The sequence below is a fragment of the Planomonospora sp. ID67723 genome (genome assembly GCF_015711605.1).
Lineage (GTDB): Bacteria > Actinomycetota > Actinomycetes > Streptosporangiales > Streptosporangiaceae > Planomonospora_A.
The window spans coordinates 267,949-290,337 of the sequence record NZ_JABTEZ010000001.1; the positions used below are offsets into that span (position 1 = coordinate 267,949).

Annotated in this window: 13 protein-coding genes; 5 read left to right on the forward strand and 8 right to left on the reverse strand. The window is 72.7% G+C overall.

Annotated elements, in window-relative coordinates; translation table 11 throughout:
- Window positions 1–140 precede the first annotated feature (140 nt).
- Window positions 141–1,259, forward strand: coding sequence for an alpha/beta hydrolase (locus tag HS041_RS01245; protein ID WP_196438677.1), 1,119 nt, complete (start codon window positions 141–143; stop codon window positions 1,257–1,259).
- 53 nt (window positions 1,260–1,312) lie between these two features.
- Here HS041_RS01245 and HS041_RS01250 read toward each other — a convergent pair whose 3' ends face one another.
- From HS041_RS01250 to HS041_RS01270, 5 genes are all read right to left on the reverse strand, one after another.
- Window positions 1,313–2,656 carry an ICP22 family protein gene (locus tag HS041_RS01250; RefSeq protein WP_196438678.1) on the reverse strand — a complete coding sequence of 448 codons (1,344 nt, stop codon included), beginning with the start codon at window positions 2,654–2,656 and terminating at the stop codon, window positions 1,313–1,315.
- Between the two features lie 115 nt (window positions 2,657–2,771).
- The gene (locus HS041_RS01255; protein WP_196438679.1) at window positions 2,772–4,094 is read right to left on the reverse strand and encodes a glycosyltransferase; all 1,323 of its coding nucleotides are present in this window, start codon (window positions 4,092–4,094) and stop codon (window positions 2,772–2,774) included.
- The gene (locus HS041_RS01260; protein ID WP_230878380.1) at window positions 4,091–5,482 is read right to left on the reverse strand and encodes an MFS transporter; all 1,392 of its coding nucleotides are present in this window, start codon (window positions 5,480–5,482) and stop codon (window positions 4,091–4,093) included. Before HS041_RS01260 ends, HS041_RS01255 begins: the two co-directional genes overlap by 4 nt.
- Window positions 5,479–9,363, reverse strand: a complete 3,885-nt coding sequence (locus HS041_RS39695; RefSeq protein ID WP_196438680.1) for an MMPL family transporter — start codon at window positions 9,361–9,363, stop codon at window positions 5,479–5,481. The genes HS041_RS01260 and HS041_RS39695 overlap by 4 nt, the downstream gene beginning before the upstream one ends.
- The gene (locus tag HS041_RS01270) at window positions 9,363–11,144 is read right to left on the reverse strand and encodes a fatty acyl-AMP ligase (RefSeq protein ID WP_196438681.1); all 1,782 of its coding nucleotides are present in this window, start codon (window positions 11,142–11,144) and stop codon (window positions 9,363–9,365) included. The genes HS041_RS39695 and HS041_RS01270 overlap by 1 nt, the downstream gene beginning before the upstream one ends.
- 195 nt (window positions 11,145–11,339) lie before the next feature.
- Here HS041_RS01270 and HS041_RS01275 point away from each other — a divergent pair, with 195 nt between their 5' ends.
- Both HS041_RS01275 and HS041_RS01280 read left to right on the forward strand, forming a co-directional pair.
- Entirely contained in the window at window positions 11,340–11,972 is a 633-nt protein-coding gene (locus tag HS041_RS01275; protein WP_196438682.1) for an IclR family transcriptional regulator, read from the forward strand.
- Window positions 11,973–12,212: 240 nt separating this feature from the next.
- A complete protein-coding gene (locus tag HS041_RS01280; protein ID WP_196438683.1) occupies window positions 12,213–13,460 on the forward strand; it encodes an ATP-binding protein in 1,248 nt (415 codons plus the stop codon).
- A gap of 331 nt (window positions 13,461–13,791) precedes the next feature.
- Here HS041_RS01280 and erm read toward each other — a convergent pair whose 3' ends face one another.
- Both erm and HS041_RS01290 read right to left on the reverse strand, forming a co-directional pair.
- A complete protein-coding gene (gene erm, locus HS041_RS01285; protein WP_230878587.1) occupies window positions 13,792–14,523 on the reverse strand; it encodes a 23S ribosomal RNA methyltransferase Erm in 732 nt (243 codons plus the stop codon).
- Window positions 14,524–15,097: 574 nt separating this feature from the next.
- Window positions 15,098–16,783 (reverse strand): RNA/DNA-binding domain-containing protein, encoded by a 1,686-nt coding sequence (locus HS041_RS01290; protein ID WP_196438685.1) that lies wholly within the window; start codon window positions 16,781–16,783, stop codon window positions 15,098–15,100.
- Between the two features lie 167 nt (window positions 16,784–16,950).
- Between HS041_RS01290 and HS041_RS01295 the strand changes: the two genes are divergently transcribed.
- Together HS041_RS01295 and HS041_RS01300 are read left to right on the forward strand one after the other, a co-directional pair.
- Window positions 16,951–17,814 carry an alpha/beta fold hydrolase gene (locus HS041_RS01295; protein WP_196438686.1) on the forward strand — a complete coding sequence of 288 codons (864 nt, stop codon included), beginning with the start codon at window positions 16,951–16,953 and terminating at the stop codon, window positions 17,812–17,814.
- Window positions 17,815–18,002: 188 nt separating this feature from the next.
- Window positions 18,003–20,564, forward strand: a complete 2,562-nt coding sequence (locus tag HS041_RS01300) for an ATP-binding protein (protein ID WP_196438687.1) — start codon at window positions 18,003–18,005, stop codon at window positions 20,562–20,564.
- 22 nt (window positions 20,565–20,586) lie between these two features.
- Here the strand turns inward: HS041_RS01300 and HS041_RS01305 are convergent, their stop codons facing one another.
- Window positions 20,587–22,266 (reverse strand): histidine kinase N-terminal 7TM domain-containing diguanylate cyclase, encoded by a 1,680-nt coding sequence (locus HS041_RS01305; protein ID WP_196438688.1) that lies wholly within the window; start codon window positions 22,264–22,266, stop codon window positions 20,587–20,589.
- Between the last annotated feature and the right edge of the window lie 123 nt (window positions 22,267–22,389).

Below are 22,389 nucleotides of genomic sequence, written 5' to 3' on the forward strand. Positions count from 1 at the left end.
CAGGCGGGAGGGGATTTGTCCGCGGGGCTCAAGCGGCGCCCGCCGTTTCGTTGTGAACGCGTGTAGCGACCGCCCGGTCACCCGCTCTAGGGTCGCCTGCCACGGCCCTCCTGTCGTCGGGCCGGGTGAAGGGAATGACCATGCGAGCTGTCCGACGCGGACTCCTGGCGATCGCGACCGCGGTGGCCGTCGGCCTGCCGACGGCGGCGCACGCGGCCCCGACCGGTCAGCCGGAGGCGGCCTCCCCGGCCGGGAGGAGCCCGTCGGGGCCCTGGCCGGCCGCGCTGCCCGGCGGCGCGCAGGTGGTGCAGGAGAAGTGGCTCGACTCCCGCACGGTCGACGTCATGGTCTCCTCCCCGTCGGTCGACGCGATCCTGCCGGTCCGGCTGCTGCTGCCCAGGGGCTGGTCGAAGCAGGCGAACCGCACCTGGCCGGTGCTCTACCTGCTCCACGGCGGGGTGGACAACTACACCGCGTGGACCAGGATGACCGGCGTCGAGGAGCTGACCGAGAACGTCGACGCCATCGTCGTGATGCCCGAGGCCGGCGGCGCCGGGAACTACACCGACTGGTACAACTACGGCAAGGGCGGCCCGCCCGGGTGGGAGACCTTCCACACCTACGAGGTGCGCCGCCTGCTGGAGGTCGGTTACCGTGCCGGGACCCGCCGGGCCGTCTCCGGCCTGTCGATGGGCGCCTACGGGGCGATGAAGTACGCCGCGCGGCATCCCGGCATGTTCCGCTTCGTCGGGGCCCACAGCGGCATCATGTCCACCCGGCTGCCGGGCATCCCCGACATCATCATGAGCGCCCAGGCCAACGCCAAGCAGGACCCGAAGGCCATGTGGGGGGACCCGCTGAAGAACCGGGACGTCTGGAAGGCCAACGACCCCTCCGCCCACGCCAGGAACCTGCGCGGCGTGAGCATCTACATCTCCAGCGGCACGACCAGCCTCAACGGCGAGCTCGACCCGCCCGGCACCCCGTGGCACCCGGCCCACCTGGGCGAGCCGGTCTCGGCCTACACGACCAGGCACCTGGTCGCCAAGCTCCGCCTGTACGGGATCAAGCCGGTGGTGAACCTCTACAAGAACGGCACCCACAGCTGGCCGTACTGGGAGCGCGAGTTCAAGCGCTCCTTCCCCATGATCCTCAAGGCCCTCGGCGCACGGGCCTCGGCTCCCCCGGCCGAGCAGGACACGCAGGCTCCCCCGCCGCCCGCCGAGGACGAGGGCGGCGACTGGGGCCTGGTGAACTAGCCGGAGACGGGGACCGGCCGGTCGCGGGGACGTCCCCGCGACCGGGCGGGCGATCAGGCGACGGTGAGGTAGATCTGGCCGAACGCCTCGCGGATCTTCTTCAGGTCGGTCGCCAGGTCCTTCTCCGGCGTGGCGGGGTTGTAGACGGCGGCCATGCGGCGCTGGATCGGGCCGAGCTTCGCCAGCTCGTCCCAGGCCGTCAGGTGCTTCACGCCCTGGGCGTCCTGGACGCGGGTCCACAGGTTGATCTGCTGGGCGGCGCCGTCCATGACCGGGGTGGAGACCCGGGTGGCGACCTGCTCGGCGGTGACGTCGCCGACGAGGCCGGTCTCCTCCGCGGCGACCTGGGCCAGCACGTCCCAGGCGCGGGCGCGGACCTGGATCCACTGGTTGCGGTGGGCCGCCGCGGCGTCGATGTCCCAGTCGGTGTAGCCGCCGTACAGCAGGCCGGTGTCGAGGGTGACCTGGTCGACCCGCCCGGCCACCAGGTGGGGCTCGATCTTCTCCGGGGCGAGCAGCGGGTGGCGCTTGGCCATCTCGGTCTTGCACGCCTCGTCCGCGCCGCAGGCGAACACGGGCACGACGGTGTGCACCCCCAGCCGCTTGCCGGGGGCCGCCTGGCGCAGCGCGGCGGAGGCGGCGGTGACGAAGGAGGTGATCTCCTCACCGGTCGTGAAGGTCGCGTTGTAGCCGAGCTGCGCGGTGAACCGGATCCCGGCGACCTCGGGCCGCGCGGCCAGCGCGCCGACGCGCCTGACGGCCGCCGCGAACGCCTCGGGACCGGCCTTCCAGTCGTCGGCCAGCTCGGTGTCGAGCCAGACCCGCAGCCCGGTGGTCTTGGCCGCGGTGACGGCCTGCCCGGCGGGGGTCTGCGCCGCCGCCTCGATCTCCGCCGCGGGGACGGCACCCCGCGGGGTCACCGTCTTGCCGGTGCCCGATCCCGGGTCGGCGGGGCTGCCCGGCTCAGGCTCGCTCACCGTGCCGTCGCCGCCCTCGGCGTGCCCGTCGACCGCGCACTCCTGACCGGTCTCGCACTCCGGCGCGCCGCCGTCCTCCGCGCCCTCCGGCAGCGGGGTGTTCTCGTCGCCGACGGTGCCGTCGCCGTCCGCCTCCGGGCAGGAGTTCCCCGGAGCCGTGCAGTCGAAGAACAGCCCGTCGTACGGACCGGCCTCCTTGAGGCGGGCGTTGTCGTTCTCCGCCCAGAACCTCACGACGTCGAAGGCCTCGTCGGGCTTGGCCAGCCACCGGCACTGGATGAACGCCGGCGCGTCGGCCCCCATCAGGTCCCTGCAGCTGCGCGGGTCGTCCTCGGAATGGGCCGCCGCCGCGGGGGCGACGACACCGATCAGCGTGAGCATCGAGCCGACGGCGACAGCCCGCCGCAGAGTAAGTCGCATGTTCTGAAACTTCCCGGTAAAGGCGGCAGAAACAATCTTTTGAACTTTACCTAGATCGCAACTCCCCGAACAGGGCCTGTCAGGAGATCAACGGCTCACCTCCGGCGCCCGGACCTCAGGCTCCCAGCGTCTGACACGCCCGCGCGACGCCGTCCTCGGCCCGCAGCCGCTCGCCCAGCCGCGCCGCCGCCGCCCGCATCCCGGCGTCCCGTACGGCCCGCGCCACCCTGCCGGCCAAGCCCTCCGCGGTGAGCCGCCGCACCGGCAGGGGATCGGGCCCGGCGCCCAGCGCGGCCACCCGGGCACCCCAGAACGGCTGGTCGGAGAAGAACGGGCAGACCACCCCCGGCACCCCGGCCCGCAGCGCCGTCCCCGTCGTTCCCGCGCCGCCGTGGTGCACCACGGCGGCCATCCGGGGGAACAGCCGCGCATGGTCCGCGTCGCCGATCACGAGCATGTCGTCCGCCCCGTCGCAGGGCAGGCCCTGGAGCACGCCGCGCATCCCGGCCGCGCGCAGCGCCGCCACCACCGTCCGGGCGGTCGCGGCCGGGTCGGCGGGGACCATGCTGCCGAAACCCACATAAACCGGGGGCGGTCCGGCGTCCAGGAAGTCCTCCAGCTCCGCCGGCGGGCTCCACGGGCGGTCCATGAACCAGTAGCCGGTCAGGTCCACGCAGTCCGGCCAGTCCGCCGGGCGGGCGACGACCGAGGGGCTCACCCCGCACAGCACCGGCACCCCGTCGGCCCGCGCCCGCCGGAACATGCCGCCCCGCATGGGCCCCAGCCCGAGCACCCGCCCGCGGAGGCGGTCGACCATCCGGCCGAGCAGCAGCCCGCTCAGCCCCTCGACGAGCGTGTAGCTGGCCCGGTTGCCCGCCGATCCCAGCGTGCGGAAGGGGACCAGCGGGTTGGGGAAGGCCCGGGTGGGCTCGCCGGGCTGGAAGTGCAGGAGCGCGTACGGCATGCCGTACCGCTCGGAAAGGTGGTGCCCGAGCCCGCCCAGGGCCGGGGAGAGCACCAGGTCGGCGCTGGCGCAGGCCGCGTCCACCTCGGTGACGAGCCGCTCGGCGAGGGGCTCCACGATCCGGCGGAACCCCCGGACGAACCCGGCGGGCCCGCTGCGCAGCCACGCCTGACCCTCCTCCGACTCCACGATCCGCAGCGGGTCCACGCTGATCGGGCTGAGCTCCAGCGTTCCCCGCGCGCCCGGGCCGCCGGCCTCTCCCCCGTCCGGGCGGCCGGCGCCCTGCGCCGCCGCGCCGTCCCGCCCGGCCTCCCGGAGATCGCCGCGCCTCCCGGCCGCCTCCTCGACCAGCCCGCCGTACCGCCCGGCCGCGACGACCGTCACCCGGTGGCCGCGCGCCGCGAGCCCGGCGCCGAGCGCCACGCAGGGCTGGGTGTCCCCGCGCGAGCCGAACGCCAGGATCGCGACCCTCACCGGAGGCTCACCAGGCTGACAGCGGCTCCCACCGCGACGAGCCCGGCGGCGGTGAGCAGACCGACGGAGTAGCCCGCGGTGAAGTTCGCCGAGCCGCTGACGATCACTCCGATGACCGCGATGCCGAACAGGCCGGAGACCTCTCGCGCGACGCTGAACACCCCTCCCGCGACGCCCGCCCGCGCCTCGGGGACCGCGCCCAGCACGGCCGAGCCCAGCGGCATGGTCAGCGCCGAGCCGATCCCGATCGCCGACACGGCGGGCAGCAGCTCGGCCCAGCCGTCCCCCGGCCGCAGGAACGCCACCGCGACCATGCCCGCCGCCACCAGCACGAGTCCCAGCGCGACCGTACGGCCCGCTCCCAGGCGGGTCTCCACAGCGGGGACCAGCGGTGTGACCACGACGACGAGCAGGGCGAGCGGTACGAAGGCCAGCCCCGACGCGGTCGGGTCGAAGCCGAGGACGCCCTGGAGGAACAGGGCGGTGAAGAAGAACACACCGTTGACGCCGAGCCCCCAGAGCACCTGGGCGACCACCCCGCCGGTGAACGCCCGCGCCCGGAACAGCGCCATGTGGATCATCGGGTCCCGGCCCAGCCGCTCCACGGTGACGAAGACGGCCGCCGCGACCACGGACACCGTCAGCGCCGCCACGATCAACGGTGAGGTCCAGCCCAGTTCGGCGCCGAAGGTCAGCCCGAACGTGCCGGCCGAGAGCACGACGACCGAGGCGACCACCCCCGGGACGTCCACCCGGGCGGCGGTCTCGTCGCGGGACTCGGGTACGGCGACGGCGGCGAGAGCGATCACCAGGACGCCGAGGGGAACGTTGATCAGGAAGACCCAGCTCCAGTGGGCGTGCTGGGTGAGATAGCCGCCGACCACCGGGCCGAGCGCGAGGGCGCCCGCGCCGGAGGCCATCCAGACGGCGACGCCGACCGAGCGCCGGCGGTCGTCGCCGCCGGCGGAGACCACGGCCAGCATCGCGGGCAGGATCAGCGCGGCACCGGCTCCCTGGACCAGGCGGGCCGCGACCAGCATCCCGGCCGAGGCGGCCAGTCCGGCGGCGAGGGAGGCCGCGGTGAAGACCGCGAGCCCGGCGACGAGGACCCTGCGGCGCCCGTAGACGTCGGCCAGGCGGCCTCCGGCGAGCATCAGCCCGGCGAAGGTGAGGACGTACCCGGTGACGACCCATTCGAGCGCGGCCAGCGAGGCGCGCAGTTCCGTCTGGATGGTGGGCAGCGCGACCGTGACGACCGTGTTGTCCAGGGTCGTCACGAACCCCGCCAGCCCCACGACCAGCAGCAGCAGGCCGCGCCGCTCGGGCCCGGCCCGGACCGGCGTCGTGCCGGTGGGACCGGCCACGGCCGTCCCGGCGAGCTCGCTCAATCCTCCACCTCCACCCACATCCACCCGGACCCGTCCGGCCGGAGCCGCACGACGCGGGTGGTCCGCCGCTCGACGGGCACCCAGCCGCCCGCCCGCTCCGGCCGTGACGCGGAGACGGGTTCCGGAACCGGCTCCGGCGCAGGCCGCCGTGCGGGCTGTGGCGGTGGCCGTCGCTCCGGCTGTGGCCGCGGCGGCTCCGGACGCGGTACGGCCCGCGGCTGCGGCACGGGCTCCGGAACCGGTGCGGCCGGCGCGGGCTCCCGGTGATGCGGCGGACCGGTCACCGGCGGGGCCGCAGGGACGACCGGGGACACGATCGGCGGAACGATCGGGGGGACGACCGGGGGCACCACCGGGAGAGCGGCCGTCACCTCCTCGATCGGCTCCGTGACGGGTTCCGGGTGTCCGGTGATCGGCACGATCGGCCGGCTGTCCTGGCGGTGTACCGGCGGCTCCAGCTGGTCGATGAGATGGCTGCTGACCACCGGGGCCCGTTGTGCGGGCGCGGGGTCCCGCGGGACCGGGGGGACCGGCCGGGCGGGAGCCGCGGGAAGGGGCGGCCGTGCCCGTGCCGCGGAAACGGCCGGCGCTACCGGCTCCGAGGGGCGGGCGGGAGCCGGAGACACCTGTGGAGCCGGAGCCTGCGGAGCCGGAGACACCTGGGGAGGCGGAGCGGGCGGCGCAGGCCGTACCGGGTGCTGAGGTGCAGGCCGTACCGGAGCGGGCGGCGCAGGCCGTACCGGATCCGGGCCGGCCGGGAGCGGCGGCGGGGAGGGCTGCTCCTCGTCCTCCTCGGCCCAGTGCCAGCCGGGGCCGTTCAGATTGGGCTTGACCACCTTCTTGCGCTTGCGCGGCGGACCCTGCGGGCCGGCCGGTGCGGCGGGCGCCCGGCCGGGCTCGGGCGTGGCAGGGGGCGCGGGGGCGGGTTCCGGGGAGGGCCGGGTGGGGCCCGAGGCCGGAGGGACCGGCGGCGGGAAGTCCAGCGGAGGCCGGGGGTAGGGGTTCGACCGGTGCTGGCGGGAGGAGGGCTTCGGCGGAGCCGGGGCGCCGTTGGGGGCGTGCGGAGCGAAGACGCCGCCGGTCGCGGGAGCGGCCGAACCGTTCGCGACGGGAGGACCGGCGACCGGGGGGACGCCCGCGCCGTTCACGGCCGGAGGAACGCCCGCGCCGTTCACGACGGGAGGACCGGCGGCCGGAGGGGTGGCGGGCACGCCGGTGACCCCGGGAGGCGAGGCGCCGTTGGCGGACGCGGGTGCGGGACGGTCGCGGGGTGCGGGGGCCGGTTCCTCGGCCCACTGCCAGCCGGTGCCGTCGGGAGTGGCCCGGATCACACGGACCGGCGCCCCGGTCGCCGGGCGGGGCGGTTCGGGGGCGGGGACCTGCGGAGGACGTGACGGGGTCTCCGGGCGGCGCGGTCGGGCCGGGGCCTGGTGGGGCGGCGTCTCCGGCCGGGAGCGGCGGGCCGGGACCTCCGGGCGCGGTGCGGGCGCGGCGGTCTCCTGGCGCGGTGCGGAGGCGGTCCCGGCGGAGATCTGCGGGGTGGGCGAGGAAGCCGTCAGATGCCGGGAGGCGCGGTGCGAGCCGACGGCGCCGCCCTCGCGCTCCACCGTCACGTAGGTGCCGCCGGGGGGGAGCTCCCCGACGGGGTTCAGATCGCGTTCCCGGATCTCGATGCGCCGGTGGAAGCCCTTCAGGGCGTCCGGGAGCCACCAGTTGGCGTTGCCCATCAACCGCATGGTCGCGGGCACCAGCAGCGCCCTGACCAGGGTCGCGTCGACCACGATGGCCACGAACATGCCGACGCCGAGCATCTTCACGATCGTGATCCCGGCGGTGGAGAAGGCTCCGATGACCACCAGCAGCAGCAGGGCGGCGCTGGTGATCACCCCTCCGGTCCTCTCCAGGCCGGCCGCGACCGCGGCGGTGTTGTCCCCGCTGCGCAGCCACTCCGCCCGGACCCGGCTGAGCAGGAACAACTCGTAGTCCATGGAGAGGCCGAACACCACCGCCAGGATCAGCACGGTGATGGTCGCCTCGATGCTCCCGGTCGGGGTGAATCCGAGGAAGTCCGCCAGGTTCCCGTCCTGGAACGCCCAGACGATCACGCCGAAGGACGCGCCCAGCGAGAGCACGTTCATCAGGATCGCCTTGACCGGCAGCACGATCGAACCGAACGCGGCGAACAGCAGCAGCCCGGTCATCAGGCAGACGACGAGCGCGGTCCACGGGAGCGTGGCGGTGAGGCTGGCCTCCAGGTCGAGCTGGGCCGCGGTGGGGCCGCCGACGACGACGTCCTGGAAGTTCGGCTCCCGGGTGAGGTCGCGGATCTCCTCGACCAGTGCGCGGGCCTCGTCCGACATCGGGTCCCTGTCGTAGCGGACCGCCAGCCGTACCGCGCCGTTGTTCTGCGAGACGCCCGTGACGTCGACCCCGGTGACGTGGTCGAGCCGCTTCAGCCGGTCCATGAAGGGCTTGACGTCCAGCGGGCCGACCTCGGTGACCGGGGTGATCCCGGAGTCGCCGACCCCCACCGGACCGATGCGCCCGCCCACCTCCGAGGTGAGCGCCCCCGGCGCGGTGGCGGTCATCGGCCCGACCAGGTCGCGTTCGACGAGCACGATGACGTCGATGGGGGCCATGGCGTTCCTGGCGAAGTCCCGGTCGATGCGCTCGGCGACCTGACGGCTCTCGAACCGGTCGGGCAGCACCCGGTGGTCCACGCTGCCGAACCGCACCCCGGTGAACGGCGCGGCCAGCGCGAGCAGCAGCACGCTGACGCCGACCAGGTAGAGCACCGGACGCCGCATCACGCTGGAGGCGATGGCGTGCCAGGTCCCGCCCCTGCGGGTGCCGAAATCGGGGGCGATCCTGATCGCGTCCACCTTCGGGCCCAGTACGGCCAGCAGCGCGGGGAGCACGACCAGCGCCGCCGCCATCGCGACCAGCACCACCGCCGCCGCGCCCAGCCCGATCGAGCGCAGGAACATCTGCGGGAACAGCAGCAGCCCGCAGAGCGAGGTCGCCACGGTCAGCCCGGAGAAGGCGACCGTGCGCCCGGCCGTCGCCATGGTCCGCACGACCGCCGTCTCCACCGGCGCTCCCCGGCGCATCTCCTCGCGGAAGGCGTTCAGCACGAAGAGGGAGTAGTCGATGGCCAGGCCGAGGCCGAGCATCGTGACGACGTTCAGGGAGAAGACCGAGACCTCGGTGACCTCGGTGAGCAGCCGGAGCAGCGCGAGCGCGCCGATCACCGCGAGCAGGCCGACGACGAGCGGGAGGCCGGCGGCGACCAGGCTGCCGAAGACCAGGACCAGCAGGACGAGCAGGACCGGCATCGAGATCGCCTCGGCCTGCTGCAGGTCGAGGCCGGTCTGCGTGTTGAGGTCCTTCAGCAGCGGGATGCGCCCGCCGACCTGGACAGTGTACCCGGCGGGGGCCTGCCGGAGCCGGTCCTTGATCGCCTCGTAGCCGTGTCGTGCGGTGATCTCCCCGCCGCGCAGGCTGACCAGCGCGTAGGTGGAGTGCCTGTCGGTGGAGACGAGTTCCCCGGCGTCGGTCGTCCAGTAGGTGGAGAACTTTCCGACGTGCTCGGACGGCAGCGCCTTCAGAGCCGCGTGCACGGCGTCCCTGAACCGGTCGTCGTCGGCGTCGATCTTCGGGTTGGTGTAGAGCACGACCACGTCCGGCGAGCTGCCGCCGAACCACTTCCCGCCCCACTCCGCCGCCGAGGTCGACTCGGCTCCCGGATCCTCGAACCCGCCGTCCGCCATCCGGCCGAACAACCCCAGCCCGAAGTAGCCGGCCAGGACCGCGAAGACCGTCCCGAGCACGAGCAGGGACCAGCGGCCCCGGTAGACCATCCGCCCAAGCGACTCGAACATCAGGCCCCGGCACCCGCCACGGCGCTCTCCGCGGCGTCGTTCCCCGCGACGGCCCCTTCGGGGCGTCCCGCCCCCGCCGTACCGAAGACCCCGTCCAGGTACGCCTGCGCGCACGCGCGCCGGGCGATCTTCCCGCTCGACGTGCGCGGTACGGCACCGGCCTCGGCCAGCAGGAACTCGTGCAGGCTCAGGTCGTGGTTCTTCGCGACGGCGGCCCTGACCCTGGCCTCGACCTCGGCCGGGTCCCGGCCCGCGGCCTTGCGGGAGCGTTCGGCCACCACCACCAGCCGCTCGGTCTCCTCACCCGGCACCGCGAACGCCGCCACGTGGTCCCGGCGGACGGCGGCGTCGGCCTCCTGCACGGTCACTTCCACATCCTGTGGATAGTGGTTGCGCCCGTCGACGATGATCAGGTCCTTGATCCGTCCGGTGATGTAGAGCTCGCCCTCGTGGATCACGCCCAGGTCCCCCGTGCGCAGCCAGGTCCCCTCCTCGCCCTCCAGCACGTTGCCGAAGGTCTCGGCGGTGCGCTCCGCGTCGCGCCAGTAGGCCCGCGCCACGTTCGGCCCGCGCACCCAGATCTCGCCGACCTCCCCGTCCGGCCTGACCGTGCCGTCCGCGGCCACGACGACCACGTCCTGACCGGTCGGCACCCCGCAGGAGACCAGCTCGCTGGCCCGCGGGTGCCCGCCGTACGCTCCGCCGACCGGTACGGCCCGCCCGGCGGTGAGCTCGTCCCGGTCGAAGACGGTCACCCGCGCGGGCAGGTCCCGGTCCATCGCGGTGACGAAGACGGTCGCCTCCGCCAGGCCGTACGCGGGGGTGTGCGCCTCGGGCCGGAGCCCGCACACGGCGAACTCCTCGGAGAACCGGTTGATCGTGCTGCCCCGGAGCGGCTCGGCACCGTTGAGCATGACCGTGACCCCGGACAGGTCGAGCGTGGCCTTCTCCTCCTCGGTGACCCGGCTCGCCGTGTACTCGTAGGCGAAGTTGGGGCCGCCGGTGAACACGTCGTCGTACGCGCTGAGCATGCGCAGCCACCGGACCGGGTGCATGACGAAGGCCACCGGGTCCATGAACACCGCGTGGTTGCCGCCGACCATCGGCGCGGCGATCGTCGCGATCAGCCCCATGTCGTGGAAGAGCGGCAGCCACAGCGCCGCCGTGGACGTGCGGGGCGTGGCGCGGAAGGCCTTCCAGAGCTGCTCGGCGTTGGCGGTGAAGTTTCCGTGGGAGATCTCGACCCCGGCGGGGGCGCGGGTGGAGCCCGAGGTGTACTGCAGGTAGGCCAGATCGCCGGGACCGACCGGCTCGGGCTCCCACTCGTCGGCGAGCAGGCCGGAGACCGTGTCCAGGGTGACGACCGCCTTGGGCCGGGGTGCGGGGCACCCGTCGATGAACGCCCTGACGCTCTCCAGCGCGGAGCTCGTGGTGAGCACGCAGACCGGGTCGGCGTCGGCGTAGGCCCGGATCAGCCGATCGGCGTGGCCGGGCAGGTCGGGGGCGAACAGCGGCACCGCGATCACCCGCGCGTACATCGCCCCGAGCATCGCGACCACGTACTCCAGCCCCTGCGGCGCCAGGATCGCCGCCCGCTCCCCGGGCCGGGCCACCTCGCGCAGCCGTACGGCCAGCGCCCTCGCCCTGAGGTCGGCCCCGGCCCAGGAGAGCGTGTTCCGGGTCCCCTCGGGGGAGTCCGCGTAGTCCAGGAAGGTGTAGGCCGGGGCGTCCGGGATCTCCCTCGCCCACCGCGCGACTCGGACGATCAGCGGCTCGCTCATGCTCGGAGGTCCCCTCGCCGGAGTACAGGGACCTAGCAACCTACGGCAGGTGATCCGCGTAGTTCTTGCCAAACACCTGCACATTCCTCGTCGCCGGTTATTACCGGCATGACAACTGACAATCGGCCGGTCAGACGGCCGTCTTCCGTCGTCCTCGATAATCAGGAGCATGCGCCACACCCCTGGGACGTCCTGATGGCGGCCGAGTCCTCGCAGACCCTCGAACGCGGCCTGCGCCTGCTCCGCCTGCTCGCCGACGGCCACCGGGGGCGCACCCCCACCGAGCTCGCGGCCGAGCTGGGGCTGAGCCGGCCTGCCGTCTACCGGCTGCTCACGACCCTGCAGGACGGGGGGTTCGTCCGCCGGGACGGCGAGGGCCGGGCGCATCTCGGCTTCGGCGTGCTCGTCCTGGCGCGCGCCGTCCATCCCCTGCTCCGGGAGGGGGCGCTGCCCGCCCTGCGCCGGCTCGCCGAGGAGGTCGGGGCCACCGCCCATCTCACCATCGCCGAGGGCGACGACGGGCTCGCGGTGGCGGTGGTCGAGCCCTCCTGGACGGACATGCACGTCGCCTACCGCGAGGGTTCCCGGCACCCCCTGAGCAGGGGCGCCGCGGGCCTGGCCATCCTCGCCCTCCGCGAGGGCCGTACCGGCTACGTCGCCACCGAGGGCCAGCTCCAGGAGGGCGCCCACGGCATCGCCGCTCCCGTCCCGGGCCTCCCCTGGCTCGAGGCCTCCGTCGGCGTCATCTCCTTCACCCCCCTCGATCCCGCCGACGTCGGTCCCCTCATCACCGCCGCCGCCGGATCCCTCTCGCTCTCCCTGTCCTGACCCCGCTCCGTTTACCACCGGCGCCCGTGGTAGATCGTCCGCGGATTCTCCGATGGGACAGGCATGGATCTTCGGCGGATCGACCACGACCGTCGGCAGGATGACCACGCGCCCATCGGCAAACTGCGCACTGTCTTGTCGGCAATCTGCGCATGCGATCATCGGCAAATTGCTCGTGATCTTATCGGCAGATTGCGCACAGACACAGCGGCAAATCGCCGATCCAGCGAGGATGGGAGGATGCGGAGAGCCATCGACTACCGTCCTCGTAGGGCCTTCGATCTTGTCACGGAAGCGCTCCTCGACACGCGCGTCGTCGTCGTCAACGGTGCCCGCCAGGTGGGAAAGAGCACGCTCGCCGAACTCGTCGTCCGGGAGCATCCCGATGCAGCAGCCAGGTTCCTGGACCACCCTCTGACGCGCAGCGCGGCGGTGGAAGACCCGATCCGGTTCATCGACCACGACGGACTGATGCTCATCGACGAGGTTCAACGCGTTCCAGATCTCTGGCTTGCCATCAAGTACCTGGTCGACCGGGACCCGCGCCCGGGGCGGTTTCTCCTGACGGGGTCCGCACGGCTACTCAGCCTGAGCAGTCTGCCCGACAGCCTGCCGGGCAGATCTGAGACGATCGAGCTCTGGCCGCTCTCCCAAGGAGAGATCGACGGCGAACCGGACGGCTTCGTTGATGCAGCGTTCACGCACGGCGCCGACCTCCGGGCGGAATCCCAAGACCTGCGCCGGAAGGACTACCTGACGAGAGCGGAACGAGGGGGGTTCCCCGAAGCGGTCCAGCGGGAAACACCGCGGCAGCGTCATCGTTTCTTCCAGAACTACATCGACGATCTCATCTCGCATGATGTCAAGCAGGTGGCGGACATCCAGCGCGCCGGAGACATGCGGCGGCTGATCTCGCTGCTCGCGGCTCAGACCGGAGGGCTGCTGAGCGCCAACCGACTTGCCAACGAACTGGGCATCGTTCGCTCAACCGTCCAGAGATATCTGGAGATTCTAGAGACGATCTATTTGATCCGCCTCATCCCCGGATGGTCGACCAACGCGACCACCCGTGCGCTGGCGACTCCCAAAGTCACCTTCATCGACACCGGCCTCGCCGCCCACCTCACCGCAGGACCGCTGGCGGACCTCTCCGTCGGCGGACTGGTAGAGAATTTCGTGCTCGGCGAGATCGCCCGGCAGCTCTCATGGTCTGACCTCGGAGCGAGCATCTATCACTATCGTGATCGCGATAAACACGAGGTCGACGCGATCATCGAGGACAACGCCGGCCGAGTCATCGGCATCGAGGTGAAAGCGTCGGAGACCGTACGATCTGCAGACTTCAAGGGACTGCGTCTGCTCCAGGGCCGTCTTGGATCACGGTTCCTGGCGGGGTTCGTCCTGCACTGCGGGTCGCAGTCGCTGAGCTTCGGAGACGGCCTCACCTGCCTTCCCATCTCCGCCCTCTGGACCACCCCGCGCCCGTAACCCGTTGCCGGTCCGCCGCCACCGATCCGCCCATCAGGAAAGCGGCTCGAGAAACTCCAGGCGGTTGCCGTGGCAGTCCTCACTGTGGAAGCGGCGCATACCGGGGATGTCGCCGGCGAAGGCGCCCGGGTGGCCGGCGTCGGTCAGGCGGCGGGCCCAGGCGTCGAGGTCGTGGACCAGGAGGCCGGGGTTGGCCTTGCGGGCAGGTCAGTTGCACATGATGCAGCATCACGACTCCCCACCTCTATCTCGATATCAAGATATTTGATGTGGTGATATCAGGGAAGCGGGTACGGCCGGGAGCCGCGGGGTGCGGCCCCCGGCCGTGCGGTCAGATGGTGGGGTGGAGACGGTCGAAGAGGATCCGCCAGCGGTCGGGGTGGACGTGCGCGACGACCGTCGCGGGGTCGATCCCGGCCTCGGCGAAGGCGGCGTCGACCTGCGCCACCGGGTGGCGCAGCCGCAGGGTCGCGTGCAGCGAGCCGCCCAGCCCGGTGAAGCCGTAGGCCACGAACTCCTGGTAGCCGGGCAGGTCGGGCCCGTGCGGGCGGCGGTCGATCCGCAGGACGGCGGAGTCGACCGCGGGCACCGGCCGGAACGCCTCACCGCCGATGCGGTCCATCAGGCGCCAGCCGTACCAGGGCCAGGTCTGCACGGTCAGCATGCTCCAGCGTCCGAAGTCGCCGGTGCGCTTGCGCGCGTATTCCAGCTGGGTGAGCAGGGTGGCCGAGGTGAGCCCGGGTGCCCGCAGGCACCAGTCGACGATCTTCGAGGTGATCGCGTAGGGGATGTTCCCGGCGACCGCGAACGGCTCGCGCGGCGCGCGGGCGACCAGGAAGTCCCCCCGGACGACGCGGATGCGGGACTCGGCCCGGGTCCGGGCGGCCAGCTTCCCCGCCAGCAGCGGATCGATCTCGTAGCCGACGACCTGGCCGCAGGTCCCGGCGAGCGCCCGGGTCAGGACGCCCTCCCCCGCGCCGGGCTCCAGGACCAGGTCATGTGAGCCGGCGGCCGCCACGATCCGGGCGACGGCGCCGGGGTCGACGAGGAAGTTCTGCGACAGGACACGCCGTGCCCGGTCGCGATCGGTTCTGCCGCCGCCGGCGCGGGCTTTCTTCTGGGTGTGCGAGTAGTTTCCGTGAGCGAAGGACTGCGCCACAGGTGTCGCCCTTTCGGGTCCGAGAGGAAATGGTCTCGGAAGGCCCGGGGCACGCGCAGAGACGGGGCGGATTCCCCGAAGACAGGGTTCCCGCGGAACGGGTCCCCTGGTCGAGTGGATCGCCTCTCTACCGGCCCAGGACCGGGCCGCGGCGGAGGCGGACGAAGAACAGCGGCGCGGGGCACGTGACGGACATGCGGCTCACGCTATGCAGTGCCGTACCGGCTCGCAAACGGTTTTCCACCGGCACGACTAACGCCGACTGAGAAGTGGTAGCTGGACGACATTTCTCAGTTGCTCTCAGTCGTCTTCCCACCGGCCGCCCCTCCGGCACCGCTGTGCGCCGGGGGCGAACGTCCGCTTCGAGCGAGATGCCCCGCGTTAGGTTGCGGGCATGGCCATGATCGACTGCAACGGGGCGAGGCCGGCGTACGACGAGGCCGGGCGGGGTCCGCCGATCACCGCACGGGAGACCGGGTCACCTCGGAAACTTCGGTCCCGGTCCGTAACGGACCCCCTTCCCTCCCCGGGCCTCTCCGATCTTGCCGAGGAGTTCGCGCTCCCGGAGGGAGTTGAGGATGTCCCTTGCGGCGAACACGTGGATGTCGAACAGCCGCTGAATCGTCCGGTTCGTGACGAAGCCGTACTCCCGGACATGGTCGATGATCTTCTGATCGGTCTCGTCCAGGCCGCGACGCCGGTACGTGACCGCCCGGCCCATCGCGGCCACGCTCTCCGAGCGGAGCCGGTAGGCCGGGAATGCCTTGGCCGCCGTCCGGCGGGTCGGCTCCACCAGGTTATGCTCGTCCGCCATCGTCCGCAGGACGTCCTGCGCCTCGGCTGCGGAACGCTGGATCGCGCCGGCCAGCCGGTTCGCGTCGACGCTCGCGCTGTGCCGGAGGGAGGACAGCGCCAGCAGCACGTTGACGTCCCTCGCGGCCTTCGGGGGAAGACCGCCGACGAAGCGGGCGAAGGAGTCGTTGCCTATGCCTCCCGCGAGGGTGACGCGCACGAGGGTGCCGCTGTCCTCGAACTGAGGGGGCTCCTTGCCGAGGCGGAGCATCTCACGGTAGGCCCGGTCCACACCCTGCCCGGTCCGCTCGGCGAGTTGCAGGCCCGCGACCGTCTCGGTGAGCAGGCGGTTGCGGGGCGTCGACGGGTGGGTGAGGATGTTCTGCGCGGTCACACCACTGACCAGGCCGCCCGGACTGATGATCGCCAGCCGTTCGGGCGAGTGCTCGATGTCCACCGTCCCACCGGTCTCGTACGACCGGTGGATGAAGGCGTTCACGATCAGCTCCCGCACGGCCTGCTCGGGATAGTCCGAGAGCTGGAGCTGCACCCCTCCGGCGAGATTCAGCGGGTGCACCTCGCGACGTGCCTCAACGGCGTCCACCAGGGACTGGATCGCCGCCAGCATCGGCCGTCCGGCGCGCATCCTGCCGGTCGCCTCCGCTCCCAGGCTCGGCCGGAACTGATAGGAGTAGCCGTAGCTCGGCACGATCCGCTGGAGCACGTGCTCCTCGGCGAGCAGAAGCACCGCCGCGTTGGTGACGCCCCCGTCGGCGGTGACCAGCCGCAGGGCTTCCAGCAGGGCACGGTCACCGAGATCTGCGAGGTGATCCCGGCCGCTCGCGGTCAGCAGGCGGCGGAGCCTGGCGAGCTCGACCGTGCTCAGATGGGTGATGTCGGCAACGGAGACGTCCGCCGACCAGTCCACCTGACCCCGGGCGATCATCACCTCGCGCTGCTGGTCCGGTGGGAACGGCAGGCATTCCTTCCCCAGCCGGCGAGTGGCGAGACCTGCGGCGTTGCTGTGCGGAAGCACCCCCGGGGGAACACTGAGCAGGATCAGCCGGATGCCGTCAACGACCTTCTCCCCGACGAACGGAGTGATGTGCGGCCTCGTACGGTCGAACACGCCTTTGCGGATCTGATCGACGGTGTAGCCGACCGGCACGCCGCGCAGCGCGTCCGCACGCTCGCGAGCCCTGTCGTCGACTCCCAGCACCACCGTGCCGCCCTGGGCGTTGGCGAAACAGACCAGGGCGTCGGCCAGCAGGTTGAGCGTCGCCTTCGGCGACTCCGCCACGAGCTTGAAATCAAGCGTGTCCGTCTCGAGGGCGTCGGCGGTGACACCCCGCCCAAGGACCCGCAGGGCCATTTCCACCTCATCCGGCATCACGCCACTGAGGCTAACTGAGAAGTGGTATCCAAACAACGTTTCTCAGTTGCTCTCAGTCGTCTTCCCACCGGCCGCCCCTCCGGCACCGCTGTGCGCCGGGGGCGAACGTCCGCTTCGAGCGAGATGCCCCGCGTTAGGTTGCGGGCATGGCCATGATCGACTGCAACGGGGCGAGGCTGGCGTACGACGAGGCCGGGCGGGGGTCCGCCGACCGGCCCGCGGTGGTGTTCGTCCACGCGGGGATCGCCGACCGGAGGATGTGGGAGCACCAGTTCCAGGCGCTGTCCGAGAGCCACCGGGTGATCCGCTACGACTGGCGCGGCTACGGCGAGTCCGGCGACGCCGAGGGGGAGGTCGCCCACCACGAGGACCTGCTGGCGCTGCTCGACGCGCTGGAGGTGGAGCGGGCCGTGCTGGCCGGCTGCTCGATGGGCGGGTCGTACGCCGTGGAGGCCGCCCTCGCCGCCCCCGGCCGGGTGGCCGGACTGGTGCCGATCTGCTCCGGGCTGGGCGGGCACGACTGGCCGCCGGAGATGCTGGCGCAGGCCCGCGAGCGCGTGCACAGCGCCGTCCCGGCCGACCGGCTGAGCGCCTACCGCGACAGGACGGACACGGTCGATCCCGCCGACGTGGAGGCGATGGCCAGGGCGCAGGTGCTGTGGCAGGTCGCCGGTCCCGAACGCGGGCGGGACGACCTCACGCCCGAGGTCTGGGAGGCGGCGGTGGAGATGTGCCGGGGCGTCTTCACCCGGCTCTGGAGCGGCCCGCGCTCCGTCGAACGCCGGCTCGACCCGTCCGCCAAGAGCCGCCTGGGCGAGGTGCGGCAGCCGACCCTGGTGATCAACGGCCTGGCCGACGTGCCGGGCATCCAGGAGGTGTCGGACCTGCTGGCCGAGGGCGTCGAGGGGGCCCTCAGGATCGACCTGCCGGCCACCGGCCACCTGCCGCCTCTGGAGCGCCCGCATGAGGTGACCGCCGCTCTGACCGGTTTCCTCGCCGCTCTCCGCTGACGGTCCCGCCCGCCGTACGGCCCCGGCCGGCCGGCACGGCGCGCAGCATCCGCTCCGTTCCTCGACCGGTCGATGCGATCGGTGGGCGATAAATCCACGTTGCAAGCGTGATGACCGGAACCGGATTGCTTGTCCCGCTGGTGGGCAGACCGAACTCGTCAGGGCGAGCTCAGGGGGGAGACGGGGCCGTGACGGCGGTAGATCCTGCTCGTGATTCGCAGCGGCTGCGGGTGCTGCGCGCCATGGGCCTGTTCGACGCGCCTGAGACGCCCTCGCTCGATCGGCTGGCCCGGCTGGCGGTCCGGTTGCTGGGCGCGGCCGCCGCGACGGTGCTCCTGGTCGACCGGGAGCGGCAGACGGTCCTCGGCGCCGCGGGACCGGCGGGAAAGACGGGTGCGCATCCGCAGGGGACGGCGGAGCCGGGACAGAGCGAACCGCCGTGCCCCTTCTGCGAGGACGTCGCCGCCGCCGGCGCGCCGCTGGCGCTGGCCGACACCCGCGACGACGGGCGGTGCGACGACGCCCGGACCGCTCATGGGCTGGACGTGGCCGCCCACCTGGGGTTCCCGCTCCGTACGGCCGGCGGCGACACGCTCGGCTCGCTCTCGCTGACCGACACGCGCCCGCGGCAGTGGAGTCCGGAGCAGTTGGAGACCGCCGCGGACCTCGCCGCGACGGCGGAGTCGGAGATCGCGCTGTGGCTGGCCCGCGGCGAGGCGCTCCTCTCGGCGACGCGCCTGAAGACGATCCTCGACCGGACCCCCGACGCGTTCGTCTCGATCGACGGCGACGGGGTGGTGACGGCGTGGAACGCCGCCGCCGAGCGGCTGTTCGGCTGGTCGTCGGAGGAGGCCGTGGGGCGGGACGTGGCCGATCTGGTCATCCCCGACCAGTTCCGGGCGACGCACTACCAGGGCCTGCGCCGGGTGCGGGAGACCGGCAGGTCGGACAAGACGGGCCGGCGCATGGAGCTGACCGCCAGAGCCCGGGACGGCCGGGAGTTCCCCGTCGAGATGACCCTGCAGGTCGACGTGGAAGGCGCCGAGCCGGCCTTCCACGCGTTCGTCCACGACATCAGCTCGCGGCACCGGGCGGAGATGCTGCGCGAGGCCCAGTACGCCGTGGCGCGGGTGCTGGCCGACGCCGACTCCACCGAGCAGGCCGCCGTCGGCACGGTGACCGCCGTCACCGAGGCGCTGGGCTGGGCCTGCGGCGAATACTGGCGGGTCGCCTCCGACGAGACCGGCATCACGCGCATCTGCTCCTGGAGCAGGCCCGGCCTGGACCTGTCGGCCTTCACCGACGAACGGCCGGTCACGCTCCAGCGGGGGCAGGGGCTGCCCGGGCTGGTGTGGGCCACCCGGCAGGACGCCTGGATCCGCGACATGCCGAACGACCCTTACGACTTCGTCCGGAAGGAGGCCGCGCGCCGGTGCGGCCTGCACACCGCCGCCGGACTGCCCGTGCACAGCGGCCGGCAGGTGTTCGGCGTGCTGACGTTCTTCGCGGAGACGATCGAAGAGCCCGACGACGACCTCGTCGCCATGCTCGACGGGGTCTGCGCCCATCTCGGCCGCTACAAGGAACGGCGTCGCGCGGAGAAGCTCTCCCTGGCGCTGGACGCCAGCCGGCGCCATCTCGACCGGGTCATCGCCCAGCTCAACGACTTCGTGTGGACCGTCGAGGTCACTCCCGACCGCCGGGCCCCCCTGATCTACACCAGCCCGAACAGCACCGGAGTGTTCGGCGGGCCGATCCCTCCCGGCACCGACATACTCCGGCTCATCAAGAGGCACATCCATCCCGACGACGTGCCGGCCTTCGACTCCTACCGGGCCGCGCTCGCAGCCGGGGAGCCCGCGGAGGTCGAGTACCGCGCCACCGGGGCCGACGGGATCGTGCGCTGGCTCTGGACGCGGGCGATTCCCCGCCGCGAGGACGGCCGCCTGTTCATCGACGGCATCACCACCGACGTCACCGAACGCCACCATCTCGACGAGGAGCGCGAGCGTCTGCTCGCCCAGGAACAGGAGCAGGTGCGCCGGCTGCGCGACCTCGACCGGATGAAGGACGAACTCGTCGCCGTGGTCAGCCACGAGCTCCGCACCCCCATCGGCGCCATCCGCGGCTACGCCGAGATGCTCACGGACAGTCCCGGCCTCGATGACGAGCACCGCATGTTCGCCGACGTCATCGACCGCAAGAGCGCGCACCTGCAGCGCCTCGTCGACGACCTGCTGGACCTGGCGCGTTTCGACGCCGGGCACATCGGCCTCGACCCCCGGCCGCTCTCCCTGACCCAGCTGGCGGGCCAGGCCGTCGACGACCACCGGCCCTCCGCCGACGCCAAGCAGCTCACCCTCACCGCAGACCTGACCGGCCGGTTGCCGGTGCACGCCGATCCCGTACGGCTGCGCCAGGTGCTCGACAACCTGCTGTCCAACGCGATCAGGTACACCCCGGCCGGCGGCACCGTCACCCTCACCGCCGGGCGCGAGGGCGACAACGCCGTGATCGCCGTCACCGACACGGGCATCGGCGTCCCCTCCGAGCAGTATGCGCAGTTGTTCAACAGGTTCTTCCGCGCCTCCACTGCCCTGGAGTCGGGTGTCAAGGGCACCGGACTCGGACTGGCCATCACCCGCGCGATCGTCGAGGCGCACGGTGGCACGGTCAGCGCCGCGCCCCGGGACGGAGGCGGCACGGTCTTCAGCGTGCGCCTGCCCGTCGACCCCTCGGTCGAGACGTGAGCGCCCCCGCCGGGTGATCGGCTCAGGCCGCCGCCCCTGCGCCGGTGTCCGCAGCGCCCGGGGAGCACGGTGCGGCCCCGGCACCCGGTGAACGGGGTGCGGCCCCGGCACCCGGTGAACGGGGTGCGGCTCGCTCGACCCGGTCCCGGCCGAGCCGCTTCGCCTCGTACAGCGCCTCGTCGGCGGCCCGCAGCAGGTCCGACGGGCTCTGCCCAGGGAGGAGCGCGGCGACGCCTCCGCTGAAGGTGACCGAGAGCGGACCGCCCCCGACTCCGATCGCGGCCCGGCCCACCCGCCGGCGCAGCTCGTCGACCCGTTCCCAGGCGGACTCGGCCGTGGCGCCGGGCAGCATGAGCACGAACTCCTCCCCTCCGTAGCGGGCGACCACGTCGTCGTGACGGACCTCGCCGGCGAGCAGCCTGGCGATGTGCACCAGTACGACGTCGCCGCCGCCGTGTCCGTAGGCGTCGTTGATCCCCTTGAAGTGGTCGACGTCGACGAGCGCCAGGCCGAGCGGCGTCCCCTCCTCGGCGGCGCGGGCGACCTCCCGGGTCAGCGCCTCCAGAAGGTGGCGGCGGTTGTGGAGTCCGGTCAGCGGATCCCGGACCGCCTGCTCGGCCAGGTCCGCGCGCAGCGCCTCGATCGTCTCCAGTTGCTCGCGCAGCCGTACGTTGGCCTTCTCGGCCTCGTGCCGCCGCCGGTTGAGCTCGGTGACGTCGCGGGTGACGAGCACCCAGCCGACGCACTGGCCGCGGCGGTCCCGCACCACGCTGGTGCGCACGTGCAGGTCGACGCCCCGGCCCAGCACGTCCGTCACGGTCTGGTCGGTGCTGCCGTCCTCCGACAGCGCGAAACCGAACCCCGGGATCTCGTGGAGCGACTTCCCGGTGACCTCGTCCGGGAACCCGGCCCTGCGCAGCAGTTCCCGGGCGGAGGCGTTGACGTTGAGGACGCGGCCGGATCGGTCGATCACGCCGACCGCGTCGCTGATCGTGTCGAACACCTGCCCGTGCGCCACCTGGATCTGCCGCTGCGGAAGCGATCTGACCAGCGCCCCGTAGGCGATGACCATCGTGACGCTGAGCCCGATCGCGGTCAGGTCCGGCAGGCGGACGGGCAGCGACATCCCCGCGATGTTGGCCGCGACGGGCGGGGTGAACGCGGTGATCGTCCAGGCGTGCACCTGCCGCCGGCCCGGGGGCGCCTGCCGCCGGGCGCGGACCACCAGCGCCAGGCTGACCGAGAGCAGGACGTAGACGTAGGCCATGTGCGGCCAGAAGAGCGGGCCGGGAGCGGAGACGAGCATCCCCTCCGGGCCGGCGGGCTCGGCACGGGCGAAGAGCAGGTGGTGCCAGGGGTTCGTCAGCGCCAGGCCCGCCGCCGCCGCGGGATCGGCCGCCAGCAGCAGGACGGCCCGGCGGGAGACCCGCCAGGCACGGTTCGCCACGATCTTGGACAGGCAGAGGACGCCGGCCACGACGGCGGCCGACGCGACGGTCGAGGCGGTCGCGGCGAGCCACGCGCCGGTGGGGCCGGACGCCAGGACCTGCACCATCCCCATCACGGACATCACGGCGGTCCCCGCCCCCATGAAGGTGTTCACACCTGAGAGAGGGGACTCCCGCCGGAGCCGGCTGACGACCGCCACCGCCCCCGCCACGGCGGCCGACACCGCGAACGCGACGGCGAGGAACACCCCCATGGACACCCTTCCTTCCGTGACCGGACTCACACGTGTCGTGATCGCCCATCGGCGGGGACGCCGCCGAGCTGAGCACAACCCGGGCGGCGGCCGTACGGAGGCCCGTGGGCGCCCGGCCACGTC

Coding starts and splice junctions, on each gene's coding strand:
- HS041_RS01250 (WP_196438678.1), bottom strand. CDS start 2,656: ATGCGACTTACTCTGCGGCGGGCTGTCGCCGTCGGCTCGATGCTCACG.
- HS041_RS01290 (WP_196438685.1), bottom strand. CDS start 16,783: ATGGCCCTGCGGGTCCTTGGGCGGGGTGTCACCGCCGACGCCCTCGAG.
- HS041_RS01270 (WP_196438681.1), bottom strand. CDS start 11,144: ATGAGCGAGCCGCTGATCGTCCGAGTCGCGCGGTGGGCGAGGGAGATC.
- HS041_RS01305 (WP_196438688.1), bottom strand. CDS start 22,266: ATGGGGGTGTTCCTCGCCGTCGCGTTCGCGGTGTCGGCCGCCGTGGCG.
- HS041_RS39695 (WP_196438680.1), bottom strand. CDS start 9,363: ATGTTCGAGTCGCTTGGGCGGATGGTCTACCGGGGCCGCTGGTCCCTG.
- HS041_RS01245 (WP_196438677.1), top strand. CDS start 141: ATGCGAGCTGTCCGACGCGGACTCCTGGCGATCGCGACCGCGGTGGCC.
- HS041_RS01280 (WP_196438683.1), top strand. CDS start 12,213: ATGCGGAGAGCCATCGACTACCGTCCTCGTAGGGCCTTCGATCTTGTC.
- HS041_RS01295 (WP_196438686.1), top strand. CDS start 16,951: ATGGCCATGATCGACTGCAACGGGGCGAGGCTGGCGTACGACGAGGCC.
- HS041_RS01275 (WP_196438682.1), top strand. CDS start 11,340: ATGGCGGCCGAGTCCTCGCAGACCCTCGAACGCGGCCTGCGCCTGCTC.